General features: G+C 59.6%; 16 protein-coding genes and 3 rRNA genes. 9 read left to right on the top strand and 10 right to left on the bottom strand.

Annotated features, from left to right (window positions below; genetic code table 11):
- Positions 1 to 177 precede the first annotated feature (177 nt).
- From ACWHVV_RS16410 to ACWHVV_RS16390, 5 genes are all read left to right on the top strand, one after another.
- A 16S ribosomal RNA gene (locus ACWHVV_RS16410) occupies positions 178 to 1,710 on the top strand.
- A 289-nt stretch (positions 1,711 to 1,999) separates the two neighbouring features.
- Positions 2,000 to 4,891, top strand: a 23S ribosomal RNA gene (locus ACWHVV_RS16405).
- A gap of 111 nt (positions 4,892 to 5,002) precedes the next feature.
- Positions 5,003 to 5,118: ribosomal RNA gene (gene rrf, locus ACWHVV_RS16400) — 5S ribosomal RNA — on the top strand.
- The 16S, 23S and 5S rRNA genes sit together here, the layout of an rRNA operon.
- 340 nt (positions 5,119 to 5,458) lie before the next feature.
- On the top strand, positions 5,459 to 5,656 hold the full coding sequence (locus tag ACWHVV_RS16395) for a hypothetical protein (RefSeq protein WP_447927169.1): 198 nt from the start codon (positions 5,459 to 5,461) through the stop codon (positions 5,654 to 5,656).
- 145 nt (positions 5,657 to 5,801) lie between these two features.
- Complete coding sequence (locus ACWHVV_RS16390) at positions 5,802 to 6,398, top strand: isochorismatase family protein (RefSeq protein ID WP_447927168.1); 597 nt, start codon at positions 5,802 to 5,804, stop codon at positions 6,396 to 6,398.
- Here ACWHVV_RS16390 and yaaA read toward each other — a convergent pair.
- Both yaaA and ACWHVV_RS16380 read right to left on the bottom strand, forming a co-directional pair.
- The gene (gene yaaA / locus ACWHVV_RS16385; protein WP_447927167.1) at positions 6,373 to 7,152 is read right to left on the bottom strand and encodes a peroxide stress protein YaaA; all 780 of its coding nucleotides are present in this window, start codon (positions 7,150 to 7,152) and stop codon (positions 6,373 to 6,375) included. The two genes, ACWHVV_RS16390 and yaaA, sit on opposite strands and share 26 nt — an antisense overlap.
- 135 nt (positions 7,153 to 7,287) lie before the next feature.
- Complete coding sequence (locus ACWHVV_RS16380) at positions 7,288 to 8,319, bottom strand: NADP(H)-dependent aldo-keto reductase (RefSeq protein ID WP_447927166.1); 1,032 nt, start codon at positions 8,317 to 8,319, stop codon at positions 7,288 to 7,290.
- A 239-nt stretch (positions 8,320 to 8,558) separates the two neighbouring features.
- Here ACWHVV_RS16380 and ACWHVV_RS16375 point away from each other — a divergent pair, with 239 nt between their 5' ends.
- Entirely contained in the window at positions 8,559 to 9,044 is a 486-nt protein-coding gene (locus tag ACWHVV_RS16375) for a tetratricopeptide repeat protein (protein ID WP_447530052.1), read from the top strand.
- 10 nt (positions 9,045 to 9,054) lie between these two features.
- On the top strand, positions 9,055 to 9,588 hold the full coding sequence (locus tag ACWHVV_RS16370; protein ID WP_447927165.1) for a hypothetical protein: 534 nt from the start codon (positions 9,055 to 9,057) through the stop codon (positions 9,586 to 9,588).
- Between the two features lie 38 nt (positions 9,589 to 9,626).
- Here the strand turns inward: ACWHVV_RS16370 and ACWHVV_RS16365 are convergent, their stop codons facing one another.
- The 5 genes from ACWHVV_RS16365 to ACWHVV_RS16345 all read right to left on the bottom strand — a co-directional run bounded on the left by ACWHVV_RS16365 (position 9,627) and on the right by ACWHVV_RS16345 (position 12,381).
- Positions 9,627 to 10,172, bottom strand: a complete 546-nt coding sequence (locus ACWHVV_RS16365; protein ID WP_447927164.1) for an LOG family protein — start codon at positions 10,170 to 10,172, stop codon at positions 9,627 to 9,629.
- Between the two features lie 45 nt (positions 10,173 to 10,217).
- Positions 10,218 to 10,739: a DUF501 domain-containing protein gene (locus tag ACWHVV_RS16360; RefSeq protein ID WP_447530049.1), complete on the bottom strand. Its 522-nt coding sequence runs from the start codon at positions 10,737 to 10,739 to the stop codon at positions 10,218 to 10,220.
- 11 nt (positions 10,740 to 10,750) lie between these two features.
- Positions 10,751 to 11,053 carry a hypothetical protein gene (locus tag ACWHVV_RS16355; protein ID WP_447927163.1) on the bottom strand — a complete coding sequence of 101 codons (303 nt, stop codon included), beginning with the start codon at positions 11,051 to 11,053 and terminating at the stop codon, positions 10,751 to 10,753.
- A gap of 35 nt (positions 11,054 to 11,088) precedes the next feature.
- Positions 11,089 to 11,490 carry an acyl-CoA thioesterase gene (locus tag ACWHVV_RS16350; protein WP_447894439.1) on the bottom strand — a complete coding sequence of 134 codons (402 nt, stop codon included), beginning with the start codon at positions 11,488 to 11,490 and terminating at the stop codon, positions 11,089 to 11,091.
- Positions 11,491 to 11,556: 66 nt separating this feature from the next.
- Complete coding sequence (locus ACWHVV_RS16345) at positions 11,557 to 12,381, bottom strand: hypothetical protein (protein WP_447927162.1); 825 nt, start codon at positions 12,379 to 12,381, stop codon at positions 11,557 to 11,559.
- A 66-nt stretch (positions 12,382 to 12,447) separates the two neighbouring features.
- Here ACWHVV_RS16345 and ACWHVV_RS16340 point away from each other — a divergent pair, with 66 nt between their 5' ends.
- Complete coding sequence (locus ACWHVV_RS16340) at positions 12,448 to 12,801, top strand: hypothetical protein (RefSeq protein ID WP_447894437.1); 354 nt, start codon at positions 12,448 to 12,450, stop codon at positions 12,799 to 12,801.
- Here the strand turns inward: ACWHVV_RS16340 and ACWHVV_RS16335 are convergent.
- Positions 12,798 to 13,229 (bottom strand): hypothetical protein, encoded by a 432-nt coding sequence (locus tag ACWHVV_RS16335; RefSeq protein WP_447929176.1) that lies wholly within the window; start codon positions 13,227 to 13,229, stop codon positions 12,798 to 12,800. The two genes, ACWHVV_RS16340 and ACWHVV_RS16335, sit on opposite strands and share 4 nt — an antisense overlap.
- Positions 13,230 to 13,266: 37 nt before the next feature.
- Here ACWHVV_RS16335 and ACWHVV_RS16330 point away from each other — a divergent pair, with 37 nt between their 5' ends.
- Positions 13,267 to 14,433, top strand: coding sequence for a MalY/PatB family protein (locus tag ACWHVV_RS16330; protein WP_447927161.1), 1,167 nt, complete (start codon positions 13,267 to 13,269; stop codon positions 14,431 to 14,433).
- Here the strand turns inward: ACWHVV_RS16330 and ACWHVV_RS16325 are convergent, their stop codons facing one another.
- Together ACWHVV_RS16325 and ACWHVV_RS16320 are read right to left on the bottom strand one after the other, a co-directional pair.
- Complete coding sequence (locus ACWHVV_RS16325) at positions 14,434 to 15,372, bottom strand: co-chaperone YbbN (protein ID WP_447927160.1); 939 nt, start codon at positions 15,370 to 15,372, stop codon at positions 14,434 to 14,436.
- A gap of 133 nt (positions 15,373 to 15,505) precedes the next feature.
- The gene (locus tag ACWHVV_RS16320; protein ID WP_447927159.1) at positions 15,506 to 15,859 is read right to left on the bottom strand and encodes a hypothetical protein; all 354 of its coding nucleotides are present in this window, start codon (positions 15,857 to 15,859) and stop codon (positions 15,506 to 15,508) included.
- Positions 15,860 to 15,861: the final 2 nt, after the last annotated feature.

Raw genomic sequence — 15,861 nt, 5'->3', positions numbered from 1 at the left:
TTAACAATTTGATCAGGTAATTCATGTGGGCGTTTGCCGATGAGGGTGACAAGTCACCAAATATCAAGGCAAGCGCACAAGAAGAATTTTCGAATTCTTCAAATTCGTTTGAACCTTGAGCCAGGATTGATTCGCCTCTGTTGCTTTCGAGCGACAGGCAAGAATCACAATGATTTTAAACTGAAGAGTTTGATCATGGCTCAGATTGAACGCTGGCGGCAGGCTTAACACATGCAAGTCGAGCGGTAACAGGTCCAGCTTGCTGGACGCTGACGAGCGGCGGACGGGTGAGTAATGCATAGGAATCTACCCGGTAGTGGGGGATAACCTGGGGAAACCCAGGCTAATACCGCATACGTCCTACGGGAGAAAGGGGGCCTTGGCTCCCGCTATCGGATGAGCCTATGTCGGATTAGCTGGTTGGTGAGGTAACGGCTCACCAAGGCAACGATCCGTAGCTGGTCTGAGAGGATGATCAGCCACATCGGGACTGAGACACGGCCCGAACTCCTACGGGAGGCAGCAGTGGGGAATATTGGACAATGGGCGCAAGCCTGATCCAGCCATGCCGCGTGTGTGAAGAAGGCTTTCGGGTTGTAAAGCACTTTCAGCGAGGAAGAACGCCTGGCGGTTAATACCCGCCAGGAAAGACATCACTCGCAGAAGAAGCACCGGCTAACTCCGTGCCAGCAGCCGCGGTAATACGGAGGGTGCAAGCGTTAATCGGAATTACTGGGCGTAAAGCGCGCGTAGGTGGCATGACAAGCCGGTTGTGAAAGCCCCGGGCTCAACCTGGGAACGGCATCCGGAACTGTCACGCTAGAGTGCAGGAGAGGAAGGTGGAATTCCCGGTGTAGCGGTGAAATGCGTAGAGATCGGGAGGAATACCAGTGGCGAAGGCGGCCTTCTGGACTGACACTGACACTGAGGTGCGAAAGCGTGGGTAGCAAACAGGATTAGATACCCTGGTAGTCCACGCCGTAAACGATGTCGACCAGCCGTTGGGTGCCTTGTGCACTTTGTGGCGAAGTTAACGCGATAAGTCGACCGCCTGGGGAGTACGGCCGCAAGGTTAAAACTCAAATGAATTGACGGGGGCCCGCACAAGCGGTGGAGCATGTGGTTTAATTCGATGCAACGCGAAGAACCTTACCTACCCTTGACATCCTGCGAACCCGGAAGAGATTCCGGGGTGCCTTCGGGAACGCAGAGACAGGTGCTGCATGGCTGTCGTCAGCTCGTGTTGTGAAATGTTGGGTTAAGTCCCGTAACGAGCGCAACCCTTGTCCCTATTTGCCAGCACGTAATGGTGGGAACTCTAGGGAGACTGCCGGTGACAAACCGGAGGAAGGTGGGGACGACGTCAAGTCATCATGGCCCTTACGGGTAGGGCTACACACGTGCTACAATGGCCGGTACAAAGGGCTGCGAACTCGCGAGAGTAAGCGAATCCCAGAAAGCCGGTCTCAGTCCGGATCGGAGTCTGCAACTCGACTCCGTGAAGTCGGAATCGCTAGTAATCGTGGATCAGAATGCCACGGTGAATACGTTCCCGGGCCTTGTACACACCGCCCGTCACACCATGGGAGTGGACTGCACCAGAAGTGGTTAGCCTAACTTTGGAGGGCGATCACCACGGTGTGGTTCATGACTGGGGTGAAGTCGTAACAAGGTAGCCGTAGGGGAACCTGCGGCTGGATCACCTCCTTAAACGATGCGTCACTCTCCCGGCAAGCGCTCACAATGAATTACCTGATCAAGTAGCTGCTAAATGAGCAGTGATAAGTCAATCGCCTTCGGCGATGCCTTATCACTGCTTATGGCAGTCGCTCTTTAACAATGTATATCATGCTGACAGTATCGAATGACGATACGAAGACAAAAGCCCCCGGGCTTGCGTGTTCGTGGCGTGATCTCGATACGCAATTGTTTTGTGATACGTTTCAAGCGTATCCGGCAATCGTTGTCATTGCGGGATCCAGACTCCTTCGGGTTATAGGGTCAAGCAATGAAGCGCACACGGTGGATGCCTAGGCAGTCAGAGGCGATGAAAGACGTTGTAGCCTGCGATAAGGTTCGGTGAGGTGGCAAACAACCTGTGACCCGGACATCTCTGAATGGGGAAACCCACTGACCACAAGGTCAGTATCGTATCCTGAATACATAGGGATACGAGGCGAACCGGGGGAACTGAAACATCTAAGTACCCCGAGGAAAAGAAATCAACCGAGATTCCCCCAGTAGCGGCGAGCGAACGGGGACCAGCCCTTAAGCATGTGAATGGCTAGACGAACGGATTGGGAAGTCCGGCCGTAGCGGGTGATAGCCCCGTAGTCGAAAGTCTGATCATGTGAAATCGAGTAGGTCGGGGCACGAGAAACCCTGATTGAAGACGGGGGGACCATCCTCCAAGGCTAAATACTCCTGACTGACCGATAGTGAACCAGTACCGTGAGGGAAAGGCGAAAAGAACCCCGGCGAGGGGAGTGAAATAGATCCTGAAACCGTGTGCGTACAAGCAGTAGGAGCCCACTTGTTGGGTGACTGCGTACCTTTTGTATAATGGGTCAGCGACTTATATTCAGTGGCGAGCTTAACCGATAGGGGAGGCGTAGCGAAAGCGAGTCTTAACTGGGCGACCAGTCGCTGGATATAGACCCGAAACCGGGCGATCTATCCATGAGCAGGGTGAAGGTTGAGTAACATCAACTGGAGGCCCGAACCAGGATCTGTTGAAAAAGATTTGGATGACTTGTGGATCGGAGTGAAAGGCTAATCAAGCCCGGAGATAGCTGGTTCTCCTCGAAAGCTATTTAGGTAGCGCCTCACGTATCACCACCGGGGGTAGAGCACTGTTTCGGCTAGGGGGCCATCCCGGCTTACCAACCCGAGGCAAACTCCGAATACCGGTGAGTGCAGCGTGGGAGACACACGGCGGGTGCTAACGTCCGTCGTGAAAAGGGCAACAACCCGGACCGTCAGCTAAGGTCCCCAAATCCTGGTTAAGTGGGAAACGATGTGGGAAGGCTCAGACAGCTAGGAGGTTGGCTTAGAAGCAGCCATCCTTTAAAGAAAGCGTAATAGCTCACTAGTCGAGTCGGCCTGCGCGGAAGATGTAACGGGGCTCAAACCAGGTACCGAAGCTACGGGTTCATCCTCTGGATGAGCGGTAGAGGAGCGTCGTGTAAGCCGATGAAGGTGGATCGAGAGGTCTGCTGGAGGTATCACGAGTGCGAATGCTGACATGAGTAACGATAAGGGGAGTGAAAAACTCCCCCGCCGGAAGACCAAGGTTTTCTGTTCGATGCTAATCAGAGCAGAGTGAGTCGGCCCCTAAGGCGAGGCCGAAAGGCGTAGTCGATGGGAAACGGGCTAATATTCCCGTACCGGATGTCATTGCGATGGGGGGACGGAGAAGGCTAGGTGAGCCAGGCGTTGGTTGTCCTGGTGAAAGCGAGTAGGCCTGGGTCTCAGGTAAATCCGGGACCCTTTAAAGCCGAGACGCGAGACGAACGGACTATGGTCCGGAAGTCACTGATGCCACGCTTCCAGGAAAAGCCTCTAAGCTTCAGATGACATGCGACCGTACCCCAAACCGACACAGGTGGTCAGGGTGAGAATCCCAAGGCGCTTGAGAGAACTCGGGTGAAGGAACTAGGCAAAATGGTGCCGTAACTTCGGGAGAAGGCACGCCGGATTAGGGTGAGAGGACTTGCTCCTTTAGCCCGAACCGGTCGAAGATACCAGGTGGCTGCAACTGTTTAGTAAAAACACAGCACTCTGCTAACGCGCAAGCGGACGTATAGGGTGTGACGCCTGCCCGGTGCCGGAAGGTTAAGTGATGGTGTTAGCCCTCTGGGCGAAGCTCTTGATCGAAGCCCCGGTAAACGGCGGCCGTAACTATAACGGTCCTAAGGTAGCGAAATTCCTTGTCGGGTAAGTTCCGACCTGCACGAATGGCGTAATGATGGCCACGCTGTCTCCACCCGAGACTCAGTGAAATTGAAATCGCCGTGAAGATGCGGTGTACCCGCGGCTAGACGGAAAGACCCCGTGAACCTTTACTATAGCTTCACACTGGATACTGATGTTGCCTGTGTAGGATAGCTGGGAGGCTTTGAACTCCGGACGCCAGTTCGGAGGGAGCCAACCTTGAAATACCAGCCTGGCATCATTGGTGTTCTCACTCGGGTCCGTTATCCGGATCGAGGACAGTGTGTGGTGGGTAGTTTGACTGGGGCGGTCTCCTCCCAAAGAGTAACGGAGGAGCACGAAGGTACCCTCAGCACGGTCGGACATCGTGCAATGAGTGCAAGAGCATAAGGGTGCTTGACTGCGAGACAGACACGTCGAGCAGGTGCGAAAGCAGGTTCTAGTGATCCGGTGGTTCTGTATGGAAGGGCCATCGCTCAACGGATAAAAGGTACTCCGGGGATAACAGGCTGATACCGCCCAAGAGTTCACATCGACGGCGGTGTTTGGCACCTCGATGTCGGCTCATCACATCCTGGGGCTGAAGTCGGTCCCAAGGGTATGGCTGTTCGCCATTTAAAGTGGTACGCGAGCTGGGTTTAGAACGTCGTGAGACAGTTCGGTCCCTATCTGCCGTGGGCGTTGGATGTTTGAGAAGGGCTGCTCCTAGTACGAGAGGACCGGAGTGGACGCACCTCTGGTGTTCCGGTTGTCACGCCAGTGGCATTGCCGGGTAGCTATGTGCGGACGGGATAACCGCTGAAAGCATCTAAGCGGGAAGCCCCCTTCAAGATGAGACATCCCCGAGGCCTCGAGCCTCCTGAAGGGCCCAGCGAGACCAGCTGGTTGATAGGCACGGTGTGGACGCGCTGCAAGGCGTTGAGCTAACGTGTACTAATGGCCCGTGAGGCTTGACCCTATAACACCCAAGGGGTCTGGTTTCGCAGTGACAACGACGCTCGACAGAGCACCGGATACGCAAAAAAGAAACGATCACAAGACAGTCAGCCGATATACATTGAAAGTTACGCCTGACGACCATGGCTTGCGTGAACCACCCGATCCCTTGCCGAACTCGGAAGTGAAACCGCAACGCGCCGATGGTAGTGTGGGGTCTCCCCATGCGAGAGTAGGTTATCGTCAGGCACCTCTTCGAAAAAGCCCCGAGCACACTGTGTTCGGGGCTTTTTTATGTGCGCAGGAAAAGGAAAACGGCTCGAATAATGCCCGCCGCCACCCAGGCGGCGCGGTGCGCCGCATCGCTGGCTGAAGCCTGCTCCTACAAAAACAGGGGCACAACAAGGCCTCGGTGCCACCGCCCCTGCAGGAGCCCGATTCATTGGGGGTCCGATACCTCGGCGATGGCGGTCTCGCTCTTTTTGCTAAAAGTTAAAATTTTGCTCGCCCTGCAATGGCATTTAATTCGGCAGCTCCTTAAAATCGGGGGGTAGAGACAGTCTGGTATCGTTCAAAAGGAGAGGTTGGTATGAAAGCGCCGCTACTGAAAAAACTGACGTTGGCCCTGTTAATGGGCGTGATGCTGGGCGGCTTGGCCGCGTGTGACAATCAGGGCCCGGCGGAAGAGGCGGGGGAGAGCATTGACGACAGCATGGAAAGCGCCGGTGAAAGCATCAAGGAGATGGGCGAAAGTATCGAAGATTCCGCCAACGATGCGTCCAACTAACGCTTTTGCGTGACATTGAACGTTTCGAAACAGCCGCTTATAAGCGGCTGTTTTACGTTGCGGCCCCGCCGCGCCTGCTGGGCTAGACTGCAAAGACAGCGTGCGCGAAAAAGCGGGGCGCCGAGGGCAACGAACAGGAGGCGACGTGCGTTTACGAGCCGACAATACGCTAATGCTGTGCGTGGATTTTCAAACGGGGCTGATGCCCGTGATCGAGCACTTCGAGCAGGGCCTGGCAGAGGCCGCGTGGCTTGCCGGCGTCGCGCAAGAGGTCGGCGTGCCGGTGTGGCTGACCGAGCAAAACCCGGTAAAGCTGGGACCTACGGCACCGGCGCTGAGCGATGCGCTAACGGATCACCGTGTATGGGAAAAGCAGCACTTCAGCATCGCCGAAGAGCCCGAGTTCATGGAGGCGCTTAACGCCCTGGGGCGGCGTCAGGTCGTGTTGTGTGGCACCGAGGCGCATATCTGTGTGCTGCAGAGTGCGCTGGGGTTATTGGAGGCCGGTTACGAGGTTTACTGGCTGGTGGACGCCACGCTAAGCCGGCGCCCGGTGGAAACCGGGCTTGCCCGCAAGCGCGCTGGCCAGCACGGTGCGATAACGGTGACCGCGGACATGGTCGCCTACGAATGGCTTCACCGTTGCGACAGCGCGCTTTTTAAACGCGTACACCGGGCGTTTTTGAAACCTCGCGCCGGGAGTACGCTGAGCTTTCTTAGCGATCCGCCTCGCGGCGAGTAAATACCAGGGTGTTACCCTCGGACGCCGCCTTGTCGAAACCGTAACCCGCCACATCGAATGCCTTGAGCGCTTCGGGCGCGTTGATCTGCTCGCGAATAATCCAGGCGCTCATCAGCCCCCGGGCCTTTTTGGCGTAAAAGCTGATGATTTTGTAGTGACCGTTCTTCTCATCCTTGAACACGGGCGTGATGATTTCGGCGTCGAGCTTTTGGGTATCCACCGCCTTGAAGTACTCGTTGGAGGCAAGATTCACCAGATATTTCGACCCGCTTTCACCGATCGCCTGATCGAGTGCCCGGGTTAGCGTAGGCCGCCAGTAGGCGTAAAGGTCTTTACCGGCCTCGTTGGGGAGCTTCGTGCCCATCTCCAGCCGGTAGGCCTGAATCAAATCCAGCGGGCGCAGCAAGCCGTAAAGGCCGGAGAGAATACGCAGATGCGTTTGGGCGAAGCGGTTATCGGCCTCGCTAAAAGTCTGCGCCTCGAGGCCGGTATAAACATCGCCCTGAAACGCCTGAGCGGCGGGCTTGGCGTTGTCCAGGTCAAACGGCGGCTGCCACTCTTTAAAGCGCGCGGCGTTGAGCCCGGCGAGCTTATCGCTGACCCCCATCAACTCGCTGATCTGTTGAGGCGAGTAGCCGCGCAGGATGTCGATCAGCGGCTGGCTATACTCGAGCAAATCCGGTTGGGTAACGTGTTGGGTCGTCGAAGGGGTTTCAAAGTCCAGCGTCTTGGCTGGCGAAATGACGCTTAGCATCGTTTGCTCCTTAAGCGCAGCTTCAAAATGGGCTACGAGCGGTGTCGAAATGGACACCATGATACCAGGCCCCGGCCTTGGCCGGGGCTATGGAGCCGATAGTAAAAGCCACCGTCAGGTCGCTTTTGAAAGCGCTTAGGGGCTCGGGTTGGAGATGCGCCGATGAATCTCGTCGATGCCTTCGAGTACCTCGTCATCGAGCTTCAACGACTCGCTTGCCAAGTTGGCTTCGAGCTGCTCCATGGTGGTCGCACCGATGATATTGCTGGTCAAAAAGGGCCGCGAGTTAATAAAGGCCAGCGCCATCTGCGCCGGGTCCAGGCCGTGCTTTTGGGCAAGCGAGACGTAGGCCTGAGTAGCTTCCTCCGCCTGGGGCGAGGTGTAGCGCTTGAAGCGCTCGTAAAGCGTCAAGCGGCCCTTGGCCGGGCGAGCACCGTCCAGGTATTTACCCGAGAGCACGCCAAAGGCCAGCGGCGAGTACGCCAGCAGGCCGACGTCCTCGCGGTGGGCGATCTCGGCAAGGCCGACTTCGAAGGAGCGGTTGAGCAGGTTATAGGGGTTTTGCACGCTGGCAACGCGGGGCAGGTCGAACTCATCGGCCAGCTGTAGCATGCGCATCACACCCCAGGGCGTATCGTTGGAAAGGCCGATCGCGCGCACCTTGCCCGCATCCACCAGCTCCTTGAGCGCCTCGAGCGTTTCTTTGAGCTGCGTGGCGTCGTTATCGTCGGCAACGGTATAGCCAAGCTGGCCGAAGAAGTTGGTTTTGCGCTCTGGCCAGTGAAGCTGGTAAAGATCCACGTAGTCGGTTTGTAGGCGCGCAAGACTTGCGTCAACCGCCTGGTGGATATGCGCGCGGTCCATGCGTGAACCCCCGCGAATATGCTCGACGCCCGGGCCGACGATCTTGGTGGCCAACACGACATCGTCGCGGGCGCCGCGCGCCTTGAGCCAGCTGCCGACATAGCGTTCGGTAAGGCCCTGGGTCTCGGCCTTGGGCGGAACCGGGTACATCTCGGCGGTGTCGATGAAGTTGATACCAAACGCCACGGCGCGGTCGAGCTGTTCGTGAGCTTCGGCTTCGCTGTTTTGTTCGCCATAGGTCATCGTACCTAGACACAAACGGCTGACGTCCAGGCCGGTTCTACCAAGTGGGCGGGTCTGCATGAATACCTCCTGAGTGGCGTAATGCCGCATTGCAACACTTTTAGAGGGTGCAAGGCGGCGGCGTAAGGGCATGTTAGCGATGCTTGGATAAAGCAGCAAATGAAGGGGGTTGAGTCGGGGCAAAGGCAGGCGTATGCTTGCCAGCCCATTCGCCGGCCAAACGCCGGTTTACCGTAGGGTTAGCCGCTTGAAGTGATTGGCTAGCTTAAGCTCTCAACAGATAGGCAGGGTGGTTTGCCATGCCGCAGGCATCATCTTTGTTTATTCGGCTCGAGTTTCGTTTGGCCGAACAGCTATTTCGTTCCCGTTGGCTACTGCCTCACTCGCGCCGTACGCAGCGCCTGACCATGCGCTTGTACAAGCGCTGCGCCGAGGCCGGGCACCCGGACGCGCTTTCGACCTACGGTCAGATGCTGTTTCAACGCAGCCTCTCGCCTCAGGACAAGGCACGCGGCGCGCGCTACGTGCTGGAAGCCGCCCAGGCCGGTGACGTTCAGTCCCAATATCAGGCCGCGCGTATCCACGAACACGGCTGCGTGCAGTACCCGTGCCGTGAAGATTACGCCGTCACCTGGTACGCCCGTGCGGCCCAGGCGGGCCATAAACTGGCTGCCGAGCGCCTTTCGCGCGCCTATCAATTAGGTGAGCTGGGCCTGGACGTGGACGGCGAACGGTCGGCCTACTGGCAAAGCGTGGCGAGTCCCTCCCAAGTAGTCGCAGCGTGACGGTGGGCGTATGACACCCCCCGCGACAGAGGCACTCCCCACTATTCTGGATATCGAGGCCTCGGGGTTTGGCCGCGGCAGCTACCCCATCGAGATCGGCCTGGCCCGCGCCGATGGGAGCTGCTGTGCGTTCCTGGTACAGCCGTTGGAGGAGTGGACGCACTGGGACCCCAAGGCGGAGCTTCTTCACGGGATCTCCCGCGAGCGTCTGTTTCAGGAAGGGTATCCGGTACGTCAAATCGCCCACTGGCTCAACGACGAGCTGCGCGAGCTGGGCAAGGCCTACAGTGACAGCTGGGGCTACGACAACACCTGGCTTTCGTTACTGTTTTATCACGCCGGTATGCTGCCTCACTTTCGCCTCGAGGCGCTGCGTATTCTGATGACCGAGCCGCAGCAGGCGCTTTGGAGTCAAACCAAGGAAGCGATCATCAGCGATGGCTCGATCCAGCGCCACCGCGCCGGCGACGACGCTCGCTTGCTGCAGCTCACCTACCAACGTACGCGCGCCGACATTCAGGACGTGATTACCCGGCCCCGTTAATCGTCGTCGCGCGCTTTGCATGCATCGAGTTTGCGAGATTAGCCGAGCTGACTTTCCAGCATCTGAATCAGTGCTTCGGGGGTGTCGGCATCCATCAGCATGCTGCGGGTGGAAGAAGACAAAAAGCCCTGCTCTACGGTGTTGTCCAAAAAAGCTAATAGCGGCGCGTAGAAACCCTCGGTATCCAGAAGCGCCAACGGCTTTTCGTGAAGCCCTAAATAGCCCCAGGTCCAGACCTCGAAAAGCTCCTCGAACGTGCCGATACCGCCGGGCAGTGCCACGAAAGCGTCGGCATGGGCCGCCATGGTGGCCTTGCGCTCGTGCATGTTGGCCACGCGGATCAGCTCGGTCAGGCCAAAATGCGCCTGCTCACGCTCGACCAGATGCGTCGGCATCACGCCGATGACCTCGCCGCCGGCGTCCAGCGCCGCATTGGCAAGCTCACCCATCAGCCCGACACTTGCGCCGCCGTAAACCAGCGTATGGCCACGTTTGGCCAGAGTGTCACCCAGCGTACGGGCCGCTTCCATGAAGGCCGGGCGACTCCCCGCGCGCGAGCCAAGATAAACGCAGAGTCGCGACATACCGATTCTTCCTTAAAGCGATGGTGTGAAGATTTCGCGTCGTGCTCAGGGCACGAACCGATCGATCTGGTAGTGCTCGTCCATCCACGCCCCGATCACGTTATGGCCGCCCAGGTGGTGGGCATACTGGGTATGCAGGCAGCGTATCTGCTGCCAGTTGCTGATACCGCCGATACCGCGCTCGGTGAACACCTCGGTGTAGCCCAGGCGCGCGACTTCCTCGCGTTGGGCATCGCTCATGAAGGACCAGCGCGCGGCCACGTAGTCACGATGGCTTTGCTGATAGTGTTCGAGAAAATCGGGCTCGTCCTGAAGACGTTGTTCCAATGACTTGATGACGCCCACCGCCTCGACCCGGGAGATCTCGATCTTGAGTACATCGGAGCAAAGCCAGTAAAGCGTGGGGAAGGGTTTGCCATCGACGATCGGCGCCATACGCAGCGCCAGGGGCGTGCCGTTTTGGTCGGTGGCGGCAACGGCTTCGATACCGCGGGGCGCCCGGCCAAGCTGCTGGGTAATGATCGCCAGTTGGCGCTCATCGGGGGCATGATCGGTACGAATTACCATCGAAAAATCTCTTAGCGTTGCTCGTCTTGAACAAATTTATTGGAGCGGCCCACCGCGCGGTAAAAGCAGCGGGTGAGCTGTTCCGGGGAGGCCACGTAGCACCGGGTGCGCTCGCAGTATTCGGCGGCGCGCGCCATCAGCGCATCATACAGGCGGTTGAACGGGGCATCATAATCGTAGGGGTCGGCGTCGAACAAGCGGATATGCGGATAGTCGGCAAAACGCTCGATGAAGTAGCGCTCCAGGTCCGCTTCCACCGCCTTGTGCTGGGCCGTGTTGTCCGGGTCTAGCCAAAGGTTATAGCGAATAGCCATCGGTGCTCCTCGGGGCCCCTTGCGCGGGCCGGTACTTAGGCAGGCGCATCCTGTAAATGCGCGGTCAACGCCTCGCGTAGCGCGCCTTCGATGGGAACGGCGCGTTTTGCCTGGTGGTCGTACTGCAGCATGACGGTATGGCCCACATTGGTCAGCGTGCCCTGCTGGTGCGCCTCCTGCGTGACCGTGAACGAGCTGTTGCCCAGGCGCGTCAAGTAGGTACGCAGTTCGATGTCGTGACCGTAAAACAGTTCAGCGCGGTAGTCGATCTCCATGCGCGCGATCATCAGCCGCCATTTTTTAGGGTCCAAATCCGGCGTGAAGAGCTTGAAAAGGTCGTTGCGCGCCAGCTCGAACCAGGCGGGCAGGCGCGTATTGTTGATATGGCCCAACGCGTCGGTATCATAAAAAGCGGGTTCAATCCTGCGGGTGAACATGGGCGATGCCTTGTGGGTAGAGGGTGATGGGTGACGCCTTCAGAATCGGCCCTGATACCCGCCGGGTCAACTGGTTTGACCCGGCGCGGGTCGACGATTGGCCCACCAACGCTGGCCCTGCATCCAGCCGACGAGCCAGAGCGTTGCGAGCGCGAAGCCTGCCAGGGTACCCGGCAAAAGCCCCCACTGTTCGTAGGTGTAGGAGACGCACAGGGCGTAGCACAATAGCGAGCCCAGCCCCATCGGGTAGTGTTTGATGACCGTGGCGGTAGGCGCGGGGCCCTGGCTTAGGTGCAGAATCAGCAAAAAGGGCAGCATCGTGATGGGAAAGGCAGCCAGCGTGCCCGCCCAGGCCGTTGGCACCCAATGAGCGAGGCTTGTGATGACAAAGATGATCAGCGTGGCGAGTAGCGCGCGCAGGCAAAGGGCTCGCCAGGAAAACGGCGCCCGCGCGGTTGCCATGCGCTCGGGAATGCGCCGAAAAAGCGTGCTGAACACGGCGATGGCACAAAGCGTTGTAAGCGTGCCGGTCAGCCGCGTGAAATCGAACTGGGCCAGCACCAGGCTCACCGAAAACCAGGCCGCGATACCCCCGGCGGTGCCGGTGAGAACACCGGTAAGCCCGGGTTTTCGCCCACAAAGCCAGTAGCCCGCCCCCAGTGCCATGGTGGCGGTGAAGCCTGCCAGGGTATGGACCGCGCTCTGCGCGGCGAACAGCGGCGATATTTCCAGGCCGATAAAGAAAAGCGCCAGCGCGGTGCCCAGCGGATAGCCCGCCAACAACCCGGCCACTTTGGGACTGACCCGCACCGCGATCACGCCAAGGCCCAGCACCATGACCACCGATACCACTATTTTGGCGAGCTGCCAGCTTAAGGGAACTTCCAGCATTGCCGATTATCCTTATAGTCGATACGTATTATGGGTTTTTATTTCTGGCCTGGAGGGCCGCGCCTTTTGGACTTTGCTTCTCGGTCGGGCCAGTCGCTTTCGCCGCCGGACAAACCGGACGCCTGCGAGCTTTGCCAGCGCCCCGCGGCGTTGACCAAACACCACCTCATTCCGCGTACTCTGCATAACAAGGCGCGCTATAAAAAGCGCTACAGCCGCGAGGTGCGCCTGACCGCCATCGCCTGGCTTTGCCACCCTTGCCACAAGCATATTCATGGACTTTATAGCGAGCGCGAGCTGGCCGACCGCTTCCCCTCGGTCCAGGCCCTGGCAGAGGACCCGGACACGCGTGCTTTCGTGGCTTGGCTTGCCACCAAGCCCGCGGGCTTCAAGCCGAAGTCGCCGGTACGTCGGCGCTAGACCAGGCGAAGGCCCTGCTGGTCGCGCCAGGCCGCCTCGAGAGCGTCCTTGAGCGGCGCCTGCAGGTGGCCGGGCAGCGCGGCCTGGGCGGCCTCCCGTGAATCGAACGCGCGGTTTTTGAGCCAACAGTACGCCCAGGCGCAGGCCTCTTCTTCGCTTTGCGGCGCCGGGCGGGCGGGCATCTGGTTGAGCAAAAAGACCGCGGTGCGCGGTGCCCAAAGCGGCATATTCCCTTGGGTGTCACCGCTCCACTGCGTAAGCTCGGCGCCGCTGGGCGTTGTTTCTGGCGCGCCCAGCTTGGCGACGCGCGCGGTCTCGGCCAAAATGAGCGCCAACTGATCGGCATCCGCTTGGCCAAGCGAGCGCCACTGGCGCAAAAGCGCTGCAAGCCCGGCGCGCACCTTGGTGTAAAAATCGTTTTGCGGCATGCTCATCGATACCCTTTAGCAATCAGTGAGATGTTTCATGGCCTTTGATTTTGCCACGCCTGTCGAGCGGCGCCAGCCCGAAGGCGACTATTCTTCACAAAAATGGCACCGCTACGGTAGTGAGATATTGCCGCTTTGGGTCGCGGATATGGATTTTCACTCGCCGCCCGCGGTCATCGAGGCGCTCCAGGCGCGGGTCGAGCACGGCGTTTACGGCTACGGCGAGGTGTCCGAGACGCTCAAACAGACGCTTTGTCAGTGGAGCGCGGCCCACTACGGCTGGCCCATCGAGTCCGAATGGCAGCACTGGCTGCCAGGCGTGGTACCCGCGCTTCACTTTGCAACCCTGGCGCTGACCGAGCCCGGCGAGGGCGTGCTCACCGTCGCCCCCATTTACCCGCCGTTTTTGGCCGTGGCCGAACGTACCGGACGCCTTGCTCAGCAGGCGATGCTCGCCGAACCGGAAAGCCCCGGCGAGCCCTGGCAGCTCGACATCGCCGCGCTGGAGGCGGCGATTACCCCGCAAACGCGCCTGCTGCTGTGGTGCCAGCCGCACAACCCCACCGGGCGCGTCTGGCGCCAGGAGGAGCTTGAAAGGCTCGCCGAGCTGGTCGAGCGCCATGATCTGTGGGTGGTCTCTGACGAGCTACACTGCGATTTGCTGCTCGACGAAGGCGCGACGCACCAGCCGTTTGCGGCGCTGTTTCCCGCGCTTGCAAGGCGTACGATTACGCTCTGGGCGCCCTCTAAAACCTTCAACCTGGCAGGGCTTTCCAGCGCCTGCGCGGTGATACCGGATACCAACGTGCGCCAGCGCTTCGCCCAGGCGTGCAAAGGGTTTTTGCCAGAGGTGAACGTGCTGGGGTTGGTGGCCGCGCAAGCCGCCTACCAAGAAGGCGAGCCCTGGCGCCAGGCGCTGCTCGACGTATTGCGAGGACACCGCGAAACACTGGCCGGGTACGTGGCGCGCTGGCCAGGTGTCGAGATGAGCGCACCGGAAGCGACTTACCTGGCCTGGCTCGATATGCGCCGGGCGGGGCTTGGGGAGTCGCCCTATCAGACGCTCAAGGAGCGCGCGGGGGTCGCGCTCTCCGACGGGGCCGCGTTTGGCTGCCCGGGCTTCGTGCGCCTTAATTTCGGCACGACCGCCTCGCAGTTGGAGGCGGCGTTAACAAGGCTGGACGCGGTGCTGGGCGCGCCCTGATCAGTAGAGCAGGGCGAACAGCTTGCGGCGGTAGGCAACGGTCAGCGGGTGGTCGGCCCCTAGCGCATCGAACACCTGCAAAAGGGTCTTGCGCGCGGCGTCGTCATTGAACGCGCGGTCGCTCTTCATCAGCGCCAGAAGGCCTTCGAGCCCTGCGTCATAGTCGCCGTCGGCCACCTGGCGCAGGGCGCGCTGGTAGCGTGCTTCACTGTCGTCGCGCTCGCCTAGCGCGGCGATCTCCTCATGGGAGAGCGCCTGCTCGCTGAATTCGATGCTGGCGCGTACGCCGCGCGCCTGGGGAGCGTCGCGCTCTTCCGGCGGCAGGTTATCGATGACGCTACGCGCTTCATCGAGCTCGCCTTTGGCGGCCATGACGCGGGCAAACGCCACCTGGTAGGCGTAGTGCTCCGGGTATTGGGTCATCAGGCCCTGGTAGATCTCCTGGGCGGTGGCGGTATCGCCTTCGGCCAGGGCCGCCTCGGCCTGCTCTTCCGGGCTTGCCGGGGCGTTTTCCGGCGTCTGAATGTAGCGCCCGAGCCACTCGCGCACCTCCGTTTCGGGTAGCGCTCCCTGGAAGTTATCGACCAGGCCGCCCTGGCTTATCAGTTTGACATCCGGCACCGAGCGCACGCCAAGCTGTGCGGCGATCTCGGGGTTGGCCTGGGCGTCGAGCTTGGCCAGCAAAAACGCGCCGCCGTATTCGAGGGCGAGCTTTTCGAGCACCGCCATGAGCTGCAGACACGGCTCGTTGTCCGGCGAGTAGCAGTCCAGCACGACCGGCACCTGGGCGGAGGCTTCCAGCACCTTTTGGATATTGGCAGCGCTTAGCTCGATGATGACGTCGTCACGCGAGATGTTACCTTGAGGGCTACCGGTTTGTGCGGTTTCGGTGGGCTCGGCGGACAGCGTGTTGCCAGTGCGGGGATCAATAATCGACATGATGAATTCTGTGCTCTGCTGGATAAAGTGATAAGACAAGCATGACACATGATATGCAGGCAGGGGCGGGGTTATTCAAGCGGTGCCGTCGCGTTTGGCGGCACCGCTTTCAAGCAAGGAAGGAGGGCGGGGCTTACTGTTGCGCGTCGAGCTCGGCCTGCATGTCGTCGAGCATGGTGTACATGTCGTCACAAAGCGCCTGGGAGGGCTGATGATCAGAGCCCGGCTCCATCATCTCGAGCTCGCCCTGGTGGCGTTCGATGACCTCTTCGGCGTTACCCGCCGCGGTGATCTCCTCCATGGACGCCGTTACTTCTTCCATGCTGCGGCCCTGGTCCATCTGGTTGGCCGTATAGGCCTCGAACTGATCGTACATGCTTTGGTTGGCGGCCATCAGGGCCTCGGCGGAGCACGCCTGATTTTGCGCAAACGCGCTCTGCGCGGTCAGGGCGGCGGCCAGGCTCAGCAAAATAGCGGTCTTTTTCATTC

It is taken from the genome of Vreelandella sp. EE27, from assembly GCF_968206495.1.
This window is presented reverse-complemented; position numbering and strand designations above follow the sequence as displayed.

What these genes read in the sequence shown, in the direction of transcription:
- ACWHVV_RS16360 (WP_447530049.1), bottom strand. Translation starts at nt 10,739, where the DNA reads ATGGTAATTCGTACCGATCATGCCCCCGATGAGCGCCAACTGGCGATC.
- ACWHVV_RS16355 (WP_447927163.1), bottom strand. Translation starts at nt 11,053, where the DNA reads ATGGCTATTCGCTATAACCTTTGGCTAGACCCGGACAACACGGCCCAG.
- ACWHVV_RS16345 (WP_447927162.1), bottom strand. Translation starts at nt 12,381, where the DNA reads ATGCTGGAAGTTCCCTTAAGCTGGCAGCTCGCCAAAATAGTGGTATCG.
- yaaA (WP_447927167.1), bottom strand. Translation starts at nt 7,152, where the DNA reads ATGCTAAGCGTCATTTCGCCAGCCAAGACGCTGGACTTTGAAACCCCT.
- ACWHVV_RS16330 (WP_447927161.1), top strand. Translation starts at nt 13,267, where the DNA reads ATGGCCTTTGATTTTGCCACGCCTGTCGAGCGGCGCCAGCCCGAAGGC.
- ACWHVV_RS16370 (WP_447927165.1), top strand. Translation starts at nt 9,055, where the DNA reads ATGACACCCCCCGCGACAGAGGCACTCCCCACTATTCTGGATATCGAG.
- ACWHVV_RS16325 (WP_447927160.1), bottom strand. Translation starts at nt 15,372, where the DNA reads ATGTCGATTATTGATCCCCGCACTGGCAACACGCTGTCCGCCGAGCCC.
- ACWHVV_RS16350 (WP_447894439.1), bottom strand. Translation starts at nt 11,490, where the DNA reads ATGTTCACCCGCAGGATTGAACCCGCTTTTTATGATACCGACGCGTTG.
- ACWHVV_RS16320 (WP_447927159.1), bottom strand. Translation starts at nt 15,859, where the DNA reads ATGAAAAAGACCGCTATTTTGCTGAGCCTGGCCGCCGCCCTGACCGCG.
- ACWHVV_RS16395 (WP_447927169.1), top strand. Translation starts at nt 5,459, where the DNA reads ATGAAAGCGCCGCTACTGAAAAAACTGACGTTGGCCCTGTTAATGGGC.
- ACWHVV_RS16335 (WP_447929176.1), bottom strand. Translation starts at nt 13,229, where the DNA reads ATGCCGCAAAACGATTTTTACACCAAGGTGCGCGCCGGGCTTGCAGCG.
- ACWHVV_RS16380 (WP_447927166.1), bottom strand. Translation starts at nt 8,319, where the DNA reads ATGCAGACCCGCCCACTTGGTAGAACCGGCCTGGACGTCAGCCGTTTG.
- ACWHVV_RS16375 (WP_447530052.1), top strand. Translation starts at nt 8,559, where the DNA reads ATGCCGCAGGCATCATCTTTGTTTATTCGGCTCGAGTTTCGTTTGGCC.
- ACWHVV_RS16365 (WP_447927164.1), bottom strand. Translation starts at nt 10,172, where the DNA reads ATGTCGCGACTCTGCGTTTATCTTGGCTCGCGCGCGGGGAGTCGCCCG.